The organism is Streptomyces sp. NRRL WC-3742 (assembly GCF_000720635.1).
Taxonomy (GTDB): domain Bacteria; phylum Actinomycetota; class Actinomycetes; order Streptomycetales; family Streptomycetaceae; genus Kitasatospora.
The window spans coordinates 50463-67793 of sequence record NZ_JOCF01000017.1; the positions used below are offsets into that span (position 1 = coordinate 50463).

Below are 17331 nucleotides of genomic sequence, written 5' to 3' on the forward strand. Positions count from 1 at the left end.
CGGGCCGGGTGGGGGGCGCGCTCACCCGTCGGAGGTGGGGGTCTTGGGCCGGGTCGCGGTGGGCGTCGGCTTCTTCGTGGGGGGTTTGGTGGTCGGCGCCGGAGGGGCCGGGGGATCGGTCGTCGGTGCGGGGGCCGGTGCGGGCGGTGGCGGGACGGTCAGCGTCGGCTCGGAGTGGACCGTCCAGGAGGTGTTGTACCGGGGCGCGGAGACGCCGTTGGCGAACGCCTCGGAGGCGGCGGGGGAGACGGAGACCCGCCAGTCGACCTCCTTGCGCGACTCGTACCAGATCACGCCGATGATGTCGGGGTGCTGGGCCAGCTGCGAGAACATCTCGGTGATCCACTGCGCCTTGAGCCCCGAGGTGTCGGTCGCCCCGGTCTCGGTGATCACCACGGGTTTCTGGCTGAAGCCCCGCAGCTGCGCGATGGTCGGTCCGAAGATCTGGTCGAACGACTTGTACTTCTCGACGCCGGTGGTGCCGTAGTAGCCGGACAGGCCGAGCCAGTCGACGTAGTCGTCACCGGGGTAGAGGGTGCTCAGGGTGGTGGCGTTCTCGTAGTCGACGTTGGGGCTCCACACCCAGGCGACCCGGGTCGCGCCCGCCTGCTTGAAGATGTCGTGCACGTGCTTCCACGCCTGGACGTACTGGCCCTTCTGGTTCCCGTTGGTCTGCTCGCACCACGGGTACCAGTAGCCGTTCATCTCGTGGGCGAAACGCAGCGCGACGGGGTAGCCGAGGTCCTTGATGCCCTGGGCCCACGCCTTGATGTAGTCGTCGAAGGTGCCGTCGACGATGTGCGCGAGGGAGTACTCGGGCTGCAGGCCGCGCAGCTTGTCCTCCTTCGCCTCCTTGCGGTAGTCCCAGGGCTCCCAGGCGACCATCGGCATGATGCCGCGTTCGGCGACGGTGTCGAAGACCCGGCGGTCGAACTTCCGGTCCCACCAGCCGACCGAGAACTCCAGCACGTTCGGCTGGTGCTTGACGGCCGTGGCGAACTCGTCGAGCGGGCCGAGGTCGTACGGGCCGGGCTTCGTCATGATGCCGGTGAACGCGGTGCCCGCGGACGGGAAGCGCGGCGCCGGGGGCGGCCCGGGGGTCGCCGTCGCGGAGGGCGTCGCGCCGGGGGTGCCCGGGGCGGGGGTGGGCGTGGGCGGCGGCAGGGCCAGGGCGGCGGTCAGCCAGCTCGGCTTCGCGGTGGGGGCGCTGCCGGCGAAGGCGTACGGGTCCTGGTCGTGGTTGCGGGAGAGCCGGGGCGCGAGCACGAAGGTGTACCCGACCATCAGGGCCAGGGCGAGCAGGGCGGCGATCCGGGGGACGGTGATCCGCAGCATCAGCGGGCCCCCCGCTCGCGTCGTCCGCCGACCCGGGCGGGCTCCCGCAGCTCCTCGAACGCGGCCTGCGCCGAGGGTTCGGCGGCTCCGGCGGCTCCGGCGGATCCACCGGAGCCCACCGGTTCGGCCGCCGCCGTACGCGGGCCCCGCTGGACGGGGACGGGCGCGGGCGCGGGCTCGGCGGCCCGTTCCGCCTCGGCCCGGGCCTCGGCGGCCCGCTGGGCCCGGGCCTCGCGGCGCGCGCCGACGAAGGAGATCACCAGCGGCGCGACGCCCGTGAACAGGCTGATCCCGGCCCAGAACCGCAGGATCCAGATGTCGTGGTGGAGCGTGAAGCTCGCCCCGAGCAGCCCGCCCGCGACGGCCGCCCACATCAGGTGCAGCCGGAACGTGGACAGGGACTCGGCGCTGCGCAGGTCCCCCTTGGCGGTGACGGCGTAGGCGAGCGGGCGGCGCAGCAGCGCCGAGATGGCGGCGGCGACGTAGACCGGCCCGGCGAACAGGGCGAGCCCCATCCCGGCCACGCCGATCTCGCGCCGCTCGTGGGCGGCCAGGTTGAAGCGGCGCAGCCAGAGCCACAGCACGAACCAACTGCCCATGCTGGCGCCCCACAGGGCCATCCAGTGGGTGCTGTTGAGGTGGATGGAGGTGACGCCGAGGGCGAGGTAGACGGAGGTGGCGAGGCTGCCGAGGAGGGTGCTGATCGCCACGCTCGGGTAGTAGAACTGGACGAGCCCGTAGAGCACGCGCTGGCGCAGCCGCAGCCTGAGGCCCGAGCGCAGCCGGCTCCTGGTGAGGATCTCCCAGATGCCGTACGCCCAGCGCTTCTGCTGGTTGAAGTAGTCGGTCCAGGAGGTGGGGCCCTCGCCGACGGCCAGGACGTCGGGGGTGTAGACGCCCTTCCAGTGGTGGCCCGTCGCCGGGTTGGCGGTGGCCTGGACCCGCATGCTGGTGAGGTGGTCCTCGATGATCGAGTCCTGGTAGCCGCCGATCTGCTGCCAGGCGGTGGGCCGGTACAGGTGGTTGGTGCCGATCAGCAGCGGCGCGTCCATGCCGTTGCCGCCGCGCTCGACCAGGCCGGAGAAGAGGTACTGCTGCACGGAGGCGCCGTGGGCGACCCAGTTGTCGTACATGTTGCCGTACACCTGGGGGGCGACGACGAAGGCGACGTCGGGGTCGCGGAAGTAGCCGAGGGTGCGCTGCAGGAAGCAGGGCAGCGGGACGTGGTCCGGGTCCATCTGGGCCACCACGTCGTAGCCGTGCTCGTGCTCGGCGCGCCAGGAGTTGTGGTTGCCGGACTTGGTCCGGGCGCGGAACTCGCCCTCGGCCTGGTTGTACTCGGGGCGTCCCTTGCGGCTGAAGTGGTGGACGCCGAGGCGGGCGGCCATCTTCTTGACGCGGTCGTCGTCGCCCTCGTCGAGGATCCAGACGTCGACCCGGCCGTCGTACTCGATCCGCAGCATCGCCGCGAGGGTGCGCTCGACGATCTCGATCGGCTCCTTGGAGGGCACGATCGTGGTGAGCACCGCGACCCGCAGGCCGGAGGGGGCGGTGACCGGTACCGGGTCCTTGGCGCGGAACGCGAAGACCCAGACGGCGAGGTTCTGAACCAACCGGATGGCTTCCACCGTGATAACAGCACAGAAGCAGATTCGCGCGAGGTTGATCCGCCAGTCCGGGGACCAGCCCACGCCGGTACCGGGGATGTGCTCGGGAAGGAGCAGCCAGCCGACGAAGGCGAGGCCCGCGAGGGCGTTGACCGCCACCAGGAGGGTGGTCGTGAACGTCGCGCCGCGCGAGGAGACGGAGCGGTAGCGGACGGCGGCGCCGTCCTCGCCGGGAGTCAGTGGCCCGGCGGTCTCCGCGCAGGCGATGTAGGCGCGTTGGGCCGATGCGTTGCGTAACTCCCGCCGGACGATGCGCCGTTCGTGCCGGGCACGCGGCAGGACGCGTCCGTGGCGTCCGCGCCCCCGCTTGCCCCGGTCCGTCGTGTGCTCGTTGGTGGAGTCCACCAGGTCAACCCCCGTACCACCGCCTCGATCGGCAGTGGGCCTGCGCTCATAGGTTTGGCTGATGTTCAGTCAAGCTGTCTTTGCACGCGGCCCAGCATACGGGTCGTGGTCGAGCGAATACGGCCGGACCCCGGTTCCCGTGGAACCGGGGCGTCTCGGCAGGTGGGGCCGGGTGCGCGTCGGGAAGCCCGTCAGGGAGTGATCTTGACGCTGTTCGCGATCTGGTCCATCAGGGCCAGCGGCGGCGCCTCGGTCGCCTGGTCCAGGCAGATCTGCAGCACCGGCACGGTCGTGGCCCCGGCGGCCGGGGTGACCTCCAGCACGCCGCAGTAGCTGTCCGGCGCGGAGGAGTTGCTGGACATCGGGACGTGCCAGAGCGCGAGGTAGCCGTCCATGCCCTGGATCTTGACGGGCGACTGCTTCACCGGCTCCGGCGGCGTCGGCGCGTCGGAGCCGTAGCGGGCGTTGTAGAGCAGCTGGCCCATGCCGAGCACCAGCGACTTCGGGTCGGACCAACCGCCGTTGAGCACCCGGAGGTTCTGGACGACGAGGCCGCGGGTGCAGGCCCCGCTGCCGTGGCCCACGCAGGCGTACGGGTTCACCGCGTAGCGGATCTCGTTCGGCGCCTTGGCGTCGACCTGGACCTGCCACTCCTGGGGCAGCATGAAGTTCATCTTCGAGTCCTGGCCGGTGATCTGCCGCCCGCCCGGCAGCTGCTGACCGCCGGTCAGGGCGGTGCCCATGAAGCCGTTCGGGCTCTTGGGGTCGGCGGCGGGGGTCGCGGCCTTGGCCGGGCCGGCGGCCGGCGCGTCGGAGCCGGAGCCCCTGTGGCCCACCAGGTAGCCGCCCGCGGCCATGACCGCCGACAGCACCACGGCGCCGACCGCCAGCAGCACGCGCTTCTTGCCGCGGTTGGGCTCGACGGTCTCGAACACCACCGAGGTGGGGACCGGCTTCACGGGCGGCAGGCCGGGCGAGGGCGAGGCGACGGGCTCGGGCCGGGGCTGGGGCGAGGCGGCGGCCTGGAACGGCACCGAGGGCATCGTCGCCGTGGGCGGAACCGGTGCCGGAACCGGGGCCGGTGCCGGAGTCACGGGCGCGGCCGGCTGCCGCGGAGGCGCCGTCTGCGTGGTCGCCGTCGGCGAGACGGCGTCCGCCACGGCGTGGCCGGGAAAGGGGCTCACGGGCGCAGCGCCGCTCGCCGGTTTGGCCTGAACCTTGTCGGTCCAGGTCGAACCGTCCCACCAACGCACCGTGTTGGGCTGCCCCGATGGATCGTCGTACCAGCCGCTAGGAACACTCCCCGTCGTCATGCGGCGGATATTAGCAGTGCGTCGATGGGATGGTCATTTCAAGTCACCGGATACATGCACAGGCTGACTGAGCCTCAGAACGCCATGGTGTAGACCATCAGGTTCATGCCCGGGATCGGGGACCAGTCGCGCCCGGGGGTGCGCAGGAAGCCGATGCGCTCGTAGACGCGGTGGGCGGTGGTCATGGTCGGCTGGGTGGAGAAGGCCATGCCGGCCAGGCCCAGCTCGCGGCTGCGGGCGATGCTCGCGCGCACGAGGGACTCGCCGACGCCGCGGCCCCGGGCGGCGCCGTCGGTGGCGAGCATCCGGATCTCGCCCTCCTCGGGGGTGGCGATGTCGGCCCACTCGGTGCCGCCGACGGCGAAGGTCACGCAGCCGAGGACCCGCTGGTCGGACGCGTCGACGGCGACCAGGAGCTCGGCCTCGAGGGAGCGGCGCCCGGCGTCGCTCAGCAGGGCGACGTAAGGGCTGTCGGGCCGGGTGAAGCCGCCGCCGACGAAGGCGTCGACGGTGATCCGGCCGGCGTCGGCGAGGTCCTGGGGGAGGGCGCGGCGGATGAGGATGTCCATCGGGCCAGTGTGCCGGAGCGGGGTGCGGTGCTGGTCAGGGGGGTGGTCCGTACCGGAAGGGTCTCGGGGGAGGCGGCCCCGGCGGCGCGGTGGCCGCCGGGGCGGTGGTAGGTGCCGGCGGCCGGACCGCGGGCGAGGTCGCGGCCGATCAGGGTGCCCAGCAGGCCGAAGCCGCCGACGGCGCCCGCGAGGGCCAGTGCCGAGGCGAGGATGTCGCTGTCCATGGCTCCACTGTGGCCGGGCGGTGCGGGTGCCCACGAGTGGCAGGAACGGCCGATGACCGCGAATTCCTGCCACCGGGGCCCTTCCGCCGCCCACCGGTGGCCGGGCATCCTGGGCGGCATGCTGAAGAACGTCGTCGCGGTGGTGCTGGAGGAGGTCCACCCCTTCGAACTGGGCGTGGCCTGCGAGGTGTTCGGCCTGGACCGCACCGCCGAGGGACTGCCCGGGTACGAGTTCGCGATCGCGGGCGAGCGCCCGGGCCCGCACGTCACCCACGCCGGGTTCACCCTCGACGTCCCGCACGGGCCCGAGCGCCTGGCCGGCGCCGACCTCGCCGTGGTGACGGCCTCCGGGCTGCGCGAGACGTACCCGGAGCCGCTGCTGGAGGCGCTGCGCCGGGTGGTGGCCGACGGCGGCCGGGTGCTGTCCATCTGCAGCGGCGCGTTCGTGCTGGGCGCCGCCGGACTGCTGGACGGGCGCCGCTCGGCCACCCACTGGCGCTACAGCCGGCAGCTGGCCAGGCGGTTCCCGGCCACCACCGTCGAGCCCGACGTGCTCTACGTGGACGACGACCCGGTGCTCACCTCGGCCGGTACGGCCGCCGGCATCGACGCCTGCCTGCACCTGGTGCGCAAGGTGCAGGGCGCCGAGGTGGCCCGGGAGATCGCCCGCCGGATGGTGGTGGCGCCGCACCGGGAGGGCGGGCAGGCCCAGTTCGTCAACCGCCCGCTGCCGGAGCGCGACGGCGTCTCGCTGGCGCCGCTGCTCGACTGGATGCGCCACCACCTGGCCGAGGAGGCCACCGTCGAGCAGCTGGCCGCCCGGGCGCACCTGTCGCCGCGCACCTTCGCCCGGCGCTTCCAGCAGGAGACGGGCACCACCCCGCACCGCTGGCTGGTCGGACAGCGGGTGCTGCTCGCGCAGCGGCTGCTGGAGTCCACCGCCGAGTCGGTGGACGCGATCGCCACCCGCTGCGGTTTCGGCAACGCGGCGGCGCTGCGGCACCACTTCGGGCGTCGGCTGGGCACGACACCGATGGCCTACCGGCGGGTCTTCGGCGAGGGCTGAAGCGAGGGCTGAACCGAGGGCTGCCGGGAGCGGCGGTCAGTCCGCGTCGAGGTGCCCGAGGCCGTTCCACTGCTCGGCGCGCAGCCGCCCGTCCTGGGCGCGCCACAGGCTGGTGGAGCAGTTGTGCACCGGGCCGAGCCCGACGAGCTGCTCCTCGCTGAGCCGGTCGAGCACGTAGCGCAGCATCAGCACGGTGCAGTCGTGCGCCACGAGCAGGACGGGCCGCCCGGCCTCCTCCTCGCCGAGGTCCCGCAGCAGGCTGCGCACCCTCAGGGCGACGTCGGCCCAGGACTCGCCGCCGGGCGGTCGGTAGTACAGCTCGCCCATCTTGCGGCGGCGGGCGGCCTCCTCCGGGTGCCTGGCCTCGATGGCGGCCTTGGGCAGCATCTCCAGGACGCCGAGCTCGCGGTCGCGCAGCCGCTCGTCGTAGCGGACGGCGAGGGTGACGGGCACGGCGCCGAGGCCGGCGGCCTGGGCGAGCGCGATGCGGGTGGTCTCGGTGGTGCGCACGTACGGCGAGCACCAGACGCTGCGCGGGCGGTCGGCGGCGGGCAGGCCCGCCCACCAGCGGCCGAGGTCCTGGGCCTGCTGCCGGCCGTGCGGGGAGAGCGGGATGTCGGCGTCGCGGCAGCTGATCGGGACGCTGAGGGCGCCGGAGGCATCGGCGAGCTGGAACTCGACGTTGGCGGTGGACTCGCCGTGCCGGGTGGCGATCAGCAGGGACGGCAGCGGCCGGACGGCGGCGTGCCGGTGGGAGGTCAGGTGGTGGAGGCCGTTCGTGTGCTGGCCGTTCTGGTGCTGCGTGGGCTGCTGCGTGGGCTGGTGCTGCGTGGGCTGGTGCTGGCCGTTGAGGGTGGTGCCGAGTTCTGCCATGGCCGCGAGCTCCCCGTGGGTCGATCAGGTCCCGGCCGTTCGCCGGTCCGGTGATGTGGTGCCCGGCGTGCACGTCAGTTCATACATATGATCGCGCCGCCTCTTCCAGTGTTCACGGAGAAGGCGGCGCGACCACAGGGCGCGTGGGGCGTGAATCAGTGCGCCGCTACGGGCTCCGGCGCGCTCTTCGGCTCGTCCCCGCCGTCCTCGGCGCCGTAGTCGGCGGGCGAGGTCTCGTCCGCTCCGACCGGCGCCTTGGCGGCCCGCAGCACCAGGGTGAGCACCACCGCGACGAGCAGGTTGAGCACGAAGGCCGTCAGCCCGATGTAGCCGAGCTGGCCGAGCACGGGGATCTCGGCCGAGTTGCCGCCGAAGTGCTTGGTGGCCTTGCTGGGGATCTCGTACGCCTTCCAGGTGCCGTAGACCATGCCGGCCGCCCACCCGGCGAACAGCGCCCAGTGGTGGAACCAGCGGGTGAACAGGCCGCCGACGATCGCCACGAAGGTCTGCAGGATCCACAGGCCGCCCAGCAGCTGGAGGTTGATCGCGGCCTGCTTGTCCATGCCGAGGACGAAGACCAGCGCGCCGACCTTCACCAGCAGCGAGACCAGCTTGGCCACCCGGGTCTCGTCGGCGGGGGTGGCGGCGGGCCTGAACCACTCCTTGTAGACGTTGCGGGTGAACAGGTTGGCCGCCGCGATGGACATGATGGCGGCCGGCACCAGCGCGCCGATCCCGATCGCGGCGAAGGCCACGCCGGTGAACCAGTCCGGGAACATGCTCGCGAACAGCTGCGGCACCGAGAGCTGGGCGTTGTAGCCCTTCTCCTTGGTGCCGACGCCGGCCGCGAGGGCCATGAAGCCCAGCAGCGCCAGCAGGCCCAGCATCAGCGAGTACGCGGGCATGATCGCCATGTTGCGGCGCACGGTGTTGCGGGACTTGGAGGCCAGCACGCCCGTCACCGAGTGCGGGTACATGAACAGCGCCATCGCCGAGCCGAGGCCGAGCGTGGCGTACACCCACTGCTTGTCCGCCGGGACGGTCATCGAGCCGGTCTTGGTCTGCTTGAAGTGCTCCGCGACCGAGTCGAAGATGTGGCCGTAGCCGCCGAGCCGGATCGGGATGTAGATCACCGCGACGATGATCACGATGTAGACCAGCGCGTCCTTGACGAAGGCGATCAGCGCCGGGGCGCGCAGCCCGGAGGAGTAGGTGTAGGCGGCCAGCACGCCGAAGGCGATGAACAGCGGCAGGTCCTTGACGAACCAGCCGGCGTTCTCCCCGCCGCCGAGGCCCAGCACGTCCAGCACCGCCTGGATGCCGACGAGCTGCAGCGCGATGTACGGCATGGTGGCGAGGATGCCGGTGAGCGCGACCACCAGGGACAGCGGCCGCGAGCCGTAGCGCCCGCGTACGAAGTCGGCCGGGGTGACGTAGCCGTGCACCCGGGAGACCGACCAGAGCCGGGGGAGGAAGAGGAACACCAGGGGGTACGCGATGATCGTGTACGGCACCGCGAAGAAGCCCGCCGCGCCCGTCGCGTACACCGCCGCGGGGACGGCGATGAAGGTGTACGCGGTGTAGAGGTCGCCGCCGAGCAGGAACCAGGTCACCCAGGTGCCGAAGCTGCGCCCGCCCAGGCCCCACTCGCTCAGGTGGGCCGCGTTGTCCGCGCGGCGCCAGCGGGAGGCGAGGAAGCCCATCACGGTGACCAGGGCGAAGAAGAGGACGAAGACCACGAGGGCCGGAACGTTGACGTCCTTCATCGGGCACCCCCGGTCCGGGCCGCCTTGCGGGCCTTCTCGTCACGGTTGATCAGCAGGTAGGCGGCGACGGTGAAGACCGCCGACACCGGCACCCAGAGCAGCTGGTACCAGTAGAAGAAGGGGACACCGGACACCGCCGGGTCGGTCTTGTCGTAGGAGGACACCCAGAGCATCGCGACGATGGGCACGAGCAGGGCGAGCCCGGCGAGCACCCGTTCGGGCGTCACCACCGGGACGGTGGGCCCGGTCGACTGGGGCATGTCATCTTCGAGTGGATCGGGTTCTGACGGCATCTCGGCTCCGCTCCGGAGGGCTTCGTTACCCGTCGATGCCGCAGCCCCCGGGAAACCGCACGCCCCCGCGAGCCCGCCGAGCGGCACCAGAGGTGATCAACGGTCGGTACGGCTGCGAAATGTAGAGCATGGCGTGACCCATGTCACCGGGAACGGCAGAACTTCCCGCCAGTCGGACGGGCCGCGCGCCGGTGCTCGGCCGGGCGCCGCCCCCTCTGTTCCGGCCTGTTCCGGCCTACTCCGGACGCTTGAGGCGGGTGATGAACTTGTAGCGGTCGCCGCGGTAGATGGAGCGCACCCACTCGACCGGGTCGCCGTCCGCGTCGAAGGAGTGCCGGGAGAGCTGGAGCATCGGCAGGCCCAGGTCGGAGCCGAGCAGCCCGGCCTCGCGCGGGTTGGCGAGGGTGGTCTCGATGGTCTCCTCCGCCTCGGCGACGCTGACCCCGTAGACCTCGCGCAGCGCGGTGTAGAGGGAGTTGTGCTTGGCCAGGTTCTTGCGCAGCGCGGGGAAGCGCTTGGCGGACAGGTGGGCGACCTCGATGGCCATCGGGTCGCCGTTGGCCAGGCGCAGGCGCTCGATGCGCAGCACGCGCCCGCCGGGCTTGATGTCGAGCAGCGGGGCGAGCCGGTCGTCGGCGGTGATGTAGCCGATCTCGATCAGCCGGGAGGCGGGCTCCAGGCCCTGGGCGCGCATGTCCTCCGTGTAGGAGGTCAGCTGCAGCGCCTGGGCGACCTTGGGCTTGGCGACGAAGGTGCCCTTGCCCTGGATGCGCTCCAGCCGGCCTTCGACCACCAGCTCCTGGAGGGCCTGGCGCACGGTGGTGCGGGAGGTGTCGAACTGCGCGGCGAGCGCCCTCTCCGGCGGTACGGGCGTGCCGGCGGGCTGGGTCTCGGTGAGCTGGAGCAGGTGGCGCTTGAGGCCGTAGTACTTGGGGACGCGTGCGGTCGGGTCGGTGCCGGCCTGCGTGGGCAGGTTCTTCACCTCGGGGTCGTTGACCTGGGCGCTGGTTCCCCCGTCGCTGCTCATCCGGCCTGTTCTCCCGCTTCTCGCGGGGCCTTTTCGGGCCCCGCCACATCGTTAACGGACCACATCGTTGCATGTATGGCTACGGAACGAATACCTCATCACGCGATGAACGATGTGCGGTGTCGGCTTGATAACGGGTGGTCGAGATCGGTCCAACGGCCGTTGACAGGCCCATTGGTCTAGGCCAAGCTCCAGGCATCTGGTCTACACCACTAGGCCGGTTCCGATGAATCCCCCCACCTGTTCGAAGGGGTCCGCGGCACCTTTCCTCCCGCTTTGCGTGGGTCTGCCGCTGCCGCCCGACGTGGGGTAACCCAATGGCATCCCTCAGGAGGATGGCGTGAAGCGTCAGCTCATCGCGGCGGTCGGCGTCGCAGCAATGGTCGTCGGCCTGGCGGCTTGTGGCTCGGACAGCAAGAAGTCGGACGACAAGGGTTCGTCGACCTCCGCTGCCTCCTCGGCCGACAAGTACAAGGGCAAGACGCTCAAGGTGTGGACGATGAGCGGCACGGCCCCCAAGGGCTGGACCGACTCCGTGAAGACCGAGTTCGAGACCGCCTACCCGGGCTCGAAGGTCGAGTTCGCCACCCAGGAGTGGGGCGGCATCGGCGCCAAGGTCACCGCCGCGCTCTCCGAGGGCTCGGTCGACGTCCTGGAGGTCGGCAACACCCAGACCGCCGGTTACGCCGCCTCGGGCGGTCTGCTGGACATCACCAAGGACAAGTCCGCCCTCGGTGGCGACGACTGGGCCGCCAACCAGAACGAGTCCGCCGTCCTGGACGGCAAGCAGTACGCCGCGCCGTGGTACGTCACCAACCGCGTCGTCGCCTACAACAAGGACCTCTGGGCCAAGGCGCAGCTGACCGACGCCCCGAAGACCCTCGACGAGTTCTACGCCGACCTCGACAAGCTCAAGGCCACCGCCGGCGTCTCCGACCCGATCTACATGCCGGGCCAGGAGTGGTACGTCTACTTCGGTCTGCTCACCAGCGAGGGTGGCAAGATCGCCAAGAAGGAGGGCGACAAGTGGGTCGGCGGCCTGTCCTCCCCCGAGGCGCAGAAGGCGTTCGAGACCTACAAGGCGCTGCAGAGCCACTCGGTCACCGGCCCGAAGGACAAGGACGAGGCCACCCCGCAGCAGAAGGACGTCTTCGGCAAGGGTGACGTCGGCGCCATCATCGGCCTCGGCTGGGAGCTCCCGAAGGAAGAGGTCATTCCGGCCAGCAAGATCGGCTTCTTCCCGCTCCCCGGCAAGACCGCCGACAAGGCGTCCGGCGTGTTCCTCGGTGGCTCGAACCTGGCGATCGCCGCGCAGAGCAAGAACACCGACATGGCCAAGGACTTCCTGAAGATCGCTCTCAACGACAAGAACGAGAGCATGTTCGCCGCGGCCGGCAGCATCCCGAACAAGGCCAAGCTGAACAGCCAGATCAAGGGCGACTTCGCCGTGGCCGCGCAGAAGGCCGCCGCGGTCGGTGCCATCACCCCGAACACCCCGAACTGGGCGAGCGTCGAGGACAACCCGAACCCGGTCAAGGAGTTCCTGACCGCGGCCCTGACGGGTGACTACGCCGCCGCCGCCAAGAAGGCGGACGACGAGATCGCGAAGCGTCTCAACCAGAAGCAGTAAGTGCTGAGCGGCGTCGCTCACCGGCCCCCGGCGGGGGGCCGGTGGGCGGCGCCTGTCCGTCGTGGCCGGTTGTGAGGAAGTGAGAACGATGGCTGTGCATTCGGAGCGGGTGCAGACCCCGGCCCCGGAGGCGGGGGACGAGGTCGTGGCCAGGGAAGTGAGCGGTGCCGGGAACGGCGGGGGCAGGCGCTCCGTGCCGAAGGGCACCAGATCCGCGGGCGGTCCGAGCCTGGGCGCCCGCTTCGCGCCGTATGCGCTGCTGCTGCCCGCCACCGTGGCGACCCTCGCCCTGCTGGGCTGGCCGCTGGTGAAGATCTTCCTGGTGTCGTTCCAGAACCTCAACCGGCGCCAGATCATCATGCACCTCACGGAGTGGGTGGGCTTCGACAACTACTCCGAGCAGCTGAAGGACCCGGAGTTCTGGGCCGTCACCGGGCGCACCGTCGTCTTCACCGGCGTCAACGTGGCGCTGACCATGGTCGCCGGCACCCTGGTGGGCCTGCTGCTCAACATCCTCGGCAAGAAGATGCGCCTGGGGCTGTCGATCGCGCTGGTCCTGGCCTGGGCCATGCCGATCGTCGCCGCCACCACCGTCTACACCTGGCTGTTCGACTCCCAGTACGGCGTCGTCAACTGGCTTCTGGACAAGGCCGGCTGGCACTCGATGGCCGGCTACAACTGGATGAGCGACGAGTACACGACGTTCTTCGTCGTCACCCTGCTGATCGTCTGGCAGTCGATCCCGTTCGTGGCGTTCAACATGTACGCCGCGCTGACGACCATCCCCAAGGAGCTGTACGAGGCCGCCCGCATGGACGGCGCCGGCTCCGGCAAGATCTTCAGCCTGGTGATCTTCCCCAACCTGAAGCCGTTCTTCCTGGCCACGACGTTCCTGGAGATCATCTGGATCTTCAAGAGCTTCACCCAGGTCTACGCCATCAACGCCGGCGGCCCCGACAAGCTCACCCGGACCCTGCCCGTGCACGCCTACCTGGAGGGCACCTCCAGCCAGCACTACGGCGTCGGCGCCACGATCGCCGTGCTCACCATCCTGATGCTGTGCGTGCTGATGGCGTACTACTTCCGCATCCTGATCAAGCAGGAGGACGAGCTGTGAGGCGCTCTCTCTTCGGACGTACCTGGCCGAACGCGATCGCGGCCGTCCTCATCGTCTTCTTCATCTTCCCCGTCTACTGGATGATCGCCACGTCCTTCAAGAAGGACCAGGACATCACCAGCAAGACGCCGGTGTTCATCCCGTTCAACGGCACCCTGGAGCACTACACCACCGCCACCGGCGTGGAGAAGTTCTGGGAGTACGTCACCAACAGCGTGGTCGTCACCGTCGCCGCGGTGCTGCTGTCGCTGCTGATCGCGACCATGGCCTCCTTCGCCATCGCGCGCATGAGGTTCCGCGGCCGCAAGGCGTTCGTGCTGGTCGTGATGATGGCGCAGATGGCGCCCTGGGAGGTCATGACCATCGCGGTCTACCTCATCGCGCGCGACAACGACATGCTGAACAGCCTGGTCCCGCTGACCCTCTTCTACATGATGATGGTCCTGCCCTTCACCATCTGGACGCTGCGCGGCTTCATCGCCGCCGTGCCCAAGGAGTTGGAGGAGTCGGCCATGGTGGACGGCTGCACCCGCACCCAGGCGTTCGTGAAGGTGATCTTCCCGCTGCTGGCCCCCGGCCTGATGTCGACCTCGCTGTTCGGCTTCATCACGGCGTGGAACGAGTTCCCGCTCGTCCTGACCCTCAACAAGGAGCAGGGCAAGACCCTCCCGCTCTGGCTGTCCTCCTTCAAGACCGCCTTCGGCAACGACTGGGGCGCCACCATGGCCGCCTCGACGATGTTCGCCCTGCCGGTCCTGATCCTGTTCATCTTCCTGCAGCGCAAGGCGGTCGGCGGTCTGACCGACGGCGCCGTGAAGGGCTGAGCCGACGTGAGCATCCTCGTCCCCACCTCCCTGGACAGCGACCAGCTGCACCGGGACGCGCTGACCGTCCTGCAGCCCGGCTTCGTCGGCACCGAGCCGCCGGAGTGGCTGCGCCGCCACCTCGCCGCCGGGCTCGGCTCCGTCGCGCTGTTCGACCGCAACGTGGTCGACCTCGACCAGCTGTCCGCGCTCACCGGCGCGCTGCGCGCCGAGAACCCCGACCTCCTCATCGCCATCGACGAGGAGAGCGGCGACGTCACCCGCCTGGAGGCCGGTTCCGGCTCCTCCTGGCCCGGCAACCTCGCCCTCGGCGCGATCGACGACCCGGAGCTGACCCGGGACGTCGCCCGCGAGCTGGGCCGGGCGCTGGCCGCCGCCGGCGTCAACTACAACTGGGCGCCCACCGCCGACGTCAACTCCAACCCGCGCAACCCGGTCATCGGCGTCCGCTCCTTCGGGGCCGACCCCGAGCTGTGCGCCCGGCACACCGCCGCCTGGGTCGAGGGCCTGCAGTCGGCCGGCGTGGCCGCCTGCTCCAAGCACTTCCCCGGCCACGGCGACACCGCGGTGGACTCCCACCACGGCCTGCCGGTCATCGACGTCGACCTGGACGTGCTGCGCGCCCGCGACCTGGTGCCCTTCCAGGCAGCCATCGCCGCCGGCACCAAGGCCGTGATGACGGCCCACATCATGATCCCGGCGCTCGACCCGAAGCTTCCGGCCACCCTGAGCCCGACCGTGCTGCGCGACCTGCTGCGCGCCGCCCCGGCCGAGGGCGGCCTCGGCTACCAGGGCCTGATCGTCAGCGACGCGATCGAGATGGGCGCCATCGCCGACACCTTCGGCATGGGCGAGGGCACCGTCCTGGCCCTGGCGGCCGGCGCGGACGCGATCTGCGTCGGCGGCGGGCTGGCCGACGAGGAGACCGTGCTGATGCTGCGCGACGCCATCGTGGCGGCCGTGCGCTCGCGCCGGATCTCCGAGGAGCGGCTGGCCGACGCGGCCCAGCGGGTCCGCTCGCTGGGCAGCTGGGGCCGGATCGCGGCCCAGGGCGACCAGCCGGAGCCGGACCTCGCGGTCGGCCTGCGCGCCGCCCGCCGGGCGCTCAGGGTCGTCCGGGCGCCGGGCCGCGAGGTGCTGGCGGTGACCGAACGCCCGTACGTGGCCTCGTTCTCGGACGAGCCGAACATCGCCGTCGGCGACGTCACCCCGTGGGGCGTGGCCGGCATGCTGGCCGACCGCTTCCCCGGCACCCGCACCCGCGACGTGTCGGCCGCCGAGGCGGCCCCGGAGCTGCTGGACGCGCTGGTCGACGAGCTGGTGGCCGGCGCCGAGGGCCGCCGCCTGGTGCTGGTGGTCCGGGACGCGCACAGGCACGCCTGGATGTCCGCCGCGCTGGGCCGCCTGGTGGCGGCCCGGCCGGACGCCGCCGTGGTCGAGATGGGCCTGCCCCAGTCCGAGCCCTCCGGCGCGCTCCACATCGCCACCCACGGCGCCGCCCGGGTCTGCGGGCTGGCGGCCGTGGAGGTCCTCACCGGGCAGTCGGGAGCGATCGGCTGAGAGCCGGGCGCGGGCCCGTCGTGCGCACGGCGCACGGCGGGCCCTTTTCGTTTTCCCGCGCATTTCCAGGAATTGACCTCCGGATTCCCGAAATGACCGTGCTCCCTCAATTGGGCCCTTAAATCCACCGGAAATCCCACTGTGGGTAATGGCCCGGCGACTGATCGCCACGCGGTGACAACGGCTCTGCAACGGCCTTGGTGACAAGGGCTGTTGGCCGTTGACAGCACTCTTGGTCTAGGCCAAAGTCCACTTCATCCCTCCTGCACCACTCTTGGCTCTAGCACCTCGGAGAATGACGTGATGAAGCGTCAGCTCATTTCCACGTTCGGGATCGCAGCCCTGGCAATCGGAATGACGGCCTGCTCCTCGTCCGGCTCGACCTCGGCCGACAAAAGCCCCGCCTCCGACCCCAAGGCCGCGAGCGGCACCGTCACCGTCTGGCTGATGGACGACGCCCAGAAGAACTGGCCCGACCTGGTCCAGCGCGTCAACGACGAGTTCGCCGCGAAGTACCCCAAGGTCACCCTGCGCCTGGTGTACCAGGGTTGGGCCGACAAGGTCACCAAGCTGGACAAGGCCCTCGCCGACGGCAGCGCCCCCGACGTGGTCGAGCTCGGCAACACCGAGACCATGAAGTACGTGCTCTCCGGCGCGCTCGCCCCGGTGGACCGCAGCAGCTTCGACAACTCCGACGCCTGGATCAAGGCGCTCGCCAACACCTGTACGTACCAGGACAAGCTCTGGTGCGTGCCGTACTACGCCGGCGCCCGCGTCGCCATCTACAACTCGGCCGCCTTCCAGCAGGCCACCGGCAGCGGGGAGTTCCCGAAGACGGAGACCGACCTGCTGGCCGCCCTGGACCGCATCGCCGAGAAGAACAAGTCCGACAAGTCCTTCTCCCCGCTCTACATGCCGGGCCCGTACTGGTACGCGGCGGCGAGCTACGTGGCCGCGTACGGCGGCAGCATCGCCAAGTTCGACTCCTCCGGAAACTGGCACGGCACCCTGCACGACGCCAAGTCCCAGCAGGGCATCAGCCACTTCGTCGACCTGGTGCGCAAGTACAACAAGGGCGACCTGACGGTCAACGAGCAGAACCAGTACGAGGCGATGGCGCGCGGCCGCGCCGCCTCCTTCTACGGCAACGGCTACGAGGCCGCCAGCGTCGCCGCGCCCGGCACCGGCGACCCGAGCCTCAAGGACGCCGTCAAGCTCGCCACCATGCCCGGTCCGGACGGCAAGCCGCTGCCCACCTTCATCGGCGGCTCCGACCTCGCCGTCACCGCCAAGTCCCAGCAGACGGCGCTGGCCGCCGACTGGGTGCGGATGTTCACCAGCGGCAAGTCGCAGCAGGCGCTCGCCGACAAGGACATCCTGCCGAACAACCTCACCCAGCTGGCCCCGCTCAAGAGCAAGCCGTCCACCGCCGCCGCGGCCAACGCCGTGCCGGACGCCTGGTTCACCCCGCTGGCCCCCGGCTGGGGCGCGATCGAGAAGCAGAAGATCCTGCCCGACATGCTGACCGCGATCCTCAAGGGCAAGTCCGTGGACCAGGCCACCAAGGACGCCGACGCCGCGATCGACCAGCTCATCAACACCCAGTCCTGACCTGCGGGACCCACGGGACAGGCCCTTGGACCCCGACGGCCCGGTGCGCCCGCGATCGCGGGCACACCGGGCCGTTTGTTCCTAGGATTGCCGCCAGGAAGGCCCGGAAGA

At 70.8% G+C, this 17331-nt stretch carries 14 protein-coding genes and 1 pseudogene; 6 read left to right on the top strand and 9 right to left on the bottom strand.

The window, feature by feature from the left end; translation table 11 throughout:
• Positions 1-21: 21 nt before the first annotated feature.
• The 5 genes and pseudogenes from IH61_RS0112455 to IH61_RS0112475 form a co-directional block, all read right to left on the bottom strand.
• Positions 22-1335, bottom strand: a complete 1314-nt coding sequence (locus tag IH61_RS0112455) for a glycoside hydrolase family 26 protein (RefSeq protein ID WP_063763189.1) — start codon at positions 1333-1335, stop codon at positions 22-24.
• The gene (locus IH61_RS0112460; protein ID WP_051836915.1) at positions 1335-3347 is read right to left on the bottom strand and encodes a glycosyltransferase family 2 protein; all 2013 of its coding nucleotides are present in this window, start codon (positions 3345-3347) and stop codon (positions 1335-1337) included. Before IH61_RS0112460 ends, IH61_RS0112455 begins: the two co-directional genes overlap by 1 nt.
• A 191-nt stretch (positions 3348-3538) precedes the next feature.
• Entirely contained in the window at positions 3539-4381 is an 843-nt protein-coding gene (locus tag IH61_RS45865) for a hypothetical protein (RefSeq protein ID WP_234327154.1), read from the bottom strand.
• Positions 4382-4549: 168 nt separating this feature from the next.
• Positions 4550-4660: pseudogene (locus tag IH61_RS50255) on the bottom strand (DUF2510 domain-containing protein); the annotation flags it as partial.
• 74 nt (positions 4661-4734) lie between these two features.
• The gene (locus tag IH61_RS0112475; protein WP_031068812.1) at positions 4735-5229 is read right to left on the bottom strand and encodes a GNAT family N-acetyltransferase; all 495 of its coding nucleotides are present in this window, start codon (positions 5227-5229) and stop codon (positions 4735-4737) included.
• A gap of 342 nt (positions 5230-5571) precedes the next feature.
• On the opposite strand from IH61_RS0112475, the gene IH61_RS0112480 reads away from it, so the two are divergent.
• Complete coding sequence (locus tag IH61_RS0112480; RefSeq protein WP_031068813.1) at positions 5572-6519, top strand: helix-turn-helix domain-containing protein; 948 nt, start codon at positions 5572-5574, stop codon at positions 6517-6519.
• A gap of 36 nt (positions 6520-6555) precedes the next feature.
• Here the strand turns inward: IH61_RS0112480 and IH61_RS0112485 are convergent, their stop codons facing one another.
• The 4 genes from IH61_RS0112485 to IH61_RS0112500 form a co-directional block, all read right to left on the bottom strand.
• A complete protein-coding gene (locus IH61_RS0112485; RefSeq protein WP_078911047.1) occupies positions 6556-7392 on the bottom strand; it encodes a histidine phosphatase family protein in 837 nt (278 codons plus the stop codon).
• A 155-nt stretch (positions 7393-7547) separates the two neighbouring features.
• Positions 7548-9158 carry a monocarboxylate uptake permease MctP gene (gene mctP, locus IH61_RS0112490; RefSeq protein WP_031068818.1) on the bottom strand — a complete coding sequence of 537 codons (1611 nt, stop codon included), beginning with the start codon at positions 9156-9158 and terminating at the stop codon, positions 7548-7550.
• Entirely contained in the window at positions 9155-9418 is a 264-nt protein-coding gene (locus tag IH61_RS0112495) for a DUF3311 domain-containing protein (protein ID WP_031068819.1), read from the bottom strand. Before IH61_RS0112495 ends, mctP begins: the two co-directional genes overlap by 4 nt.
• A gap of 268 nt (positions 9419-9686) precedes the next feature.
• Positions 9687-10478, bottom strand: coding sequence for a GntR family transcriptional regulator (locus IH61_RS0112500; RefSeq protein ID WP_031068825.1), 792 nt, complete (start codon positions 10476-10478; stop codon positions 9687-9689).
• A gap of 340 nt (positions 10479-10818) precedes the next feature.
• Between IH61_RS0112500 and IH61_RS0112505 the strand changes: the two genes are divergently transcribed.
• The 5 genes from IH61_RS0112505 to IH61_RS0112525 all read left to right on the top strand — a co-directional run bounded on the left by IH61_RS0112505 (position 10819) and on the right by IH61_RS0112525 (position 17220).
• Entirely contained in the window at positions 10819-12108 is a 1290-nt protein-coding gene (locus tag IH61_RS0112505) for an extracellular solute-binding protein (protein ID WP_031068827.1), read from the top strand.
• 88 nt (positions 12109-12196) lie between these two features.
• On the top strand, positions 12197-13225 hold the full coding sequence (locus IH61_RS0112510; protein WP_031068829.1) for a carbohydrate ABC transporter permease: 1029 nt from the start codon (positions 12197-12199) through the stop codon (positions 13223-13225).
• The gene (locus IH61_RS0112515) at positions 13222-14049 is read left to right on the top strand and encodes a carbohydrate ABC transporter permease (RefSeq protein WP_031068830.1); all 828 of its coding nucleotides are present in this window, start codon (positions 13222-13224) and stop codon (positions 14047-14049) included. The genes IH61_RS0112510 and IH61_RS0112515 overlap by 4 nt, the downstream gene beginning before the upstream one ends.
• 6 nt (positions 14050-14055) lie before the next feature.
• Positions 14056-15609: a glycoside hydrolase family 3 protein gene (locus tag IH61_RS0112520; RefSeq protein WP_078911049.1), complete on the top strand. Its 1554-nt coding sequence runs from the start codon at positions 14056-14058 to the stop codon at positions 15607-15609.
• A 303-nt stretch (positions 15610-15912) separates the two neighbouring features.
• Positions 15913-17220, top strand: coding sequence for an extracellular solute-binding protein (locus IH61_RS0112525; protein WP_031068839.1), 1308 nt, complete (start codon positions 15913-15915; stop codon positions 17218-17220).
• Positions 17221-17331 lie beyond the last annotated feature (111 nt).

Coding starts and splice junctions, on each gene's coding strand:
- IH61_RS0112455 (WP_063763189.1), bottom strand. CDS start 1,335: ATGCTGCGGATCACCGTCCCCCGGATCGCCGCCCTGCTCGCCCTGGCC.
- IH61_RS0112475 (WP_031068812.1), bottom strand. CDS start 5,229: ATGGACATCCTCATCCGCCGCGCCCTCCCCCAGGACCTCGCCGACGCC.
- IH61_RS0112480 (WP_031068813.1), top strand. CDS start 5,572: ATGCTGAAGAACGTCGTCGCGGTGGTGCTGGAGGAGGTCCACCCCTTC.
- IH61_RS0112485 (WP_078911047.1), bottom strand. CDS start 7,392: ATGGCAGAACTCGGCACCACCCTCAACGGCCAGCACCAGCCCACGCAG.
- mctP (WP_031068818.1), bottom strand. CDS start 9,158: ATGAAGGACGTCAACGTTCCGGCCCTCGTGGTCTTCGTCCTCTTCTTC.
- IH61_RS0112495 (WP_031068819.1), bottom strand. CDS start 9,418: ATGCCCCAGTCGACCGGGCCCACCGTCCCGGTGGTGACGCCCGAACGG.
- IH61_RS0112500 (WP_031068825.1), bottom strand. CDS start 10,478: ATGAGCAGCGACGGGGGAACCAGCGCCCAGGTCAACGACCCCGAGGTG.
- IH61_RS0112510 (WP_031068829.1), top strand. CDS start 12,197: ATGGCTGTGCATTCGGAGCGGGTGCAGACCCCGGCCCCGGAGGCGGGG.
- IH61_RS0112525 (WP_031068839.1), top strand. CDS start 15,913: ATGAAGCGTCAGCTCATTTCCACGTTCGGGATCGCAGCCCTGGCAATC.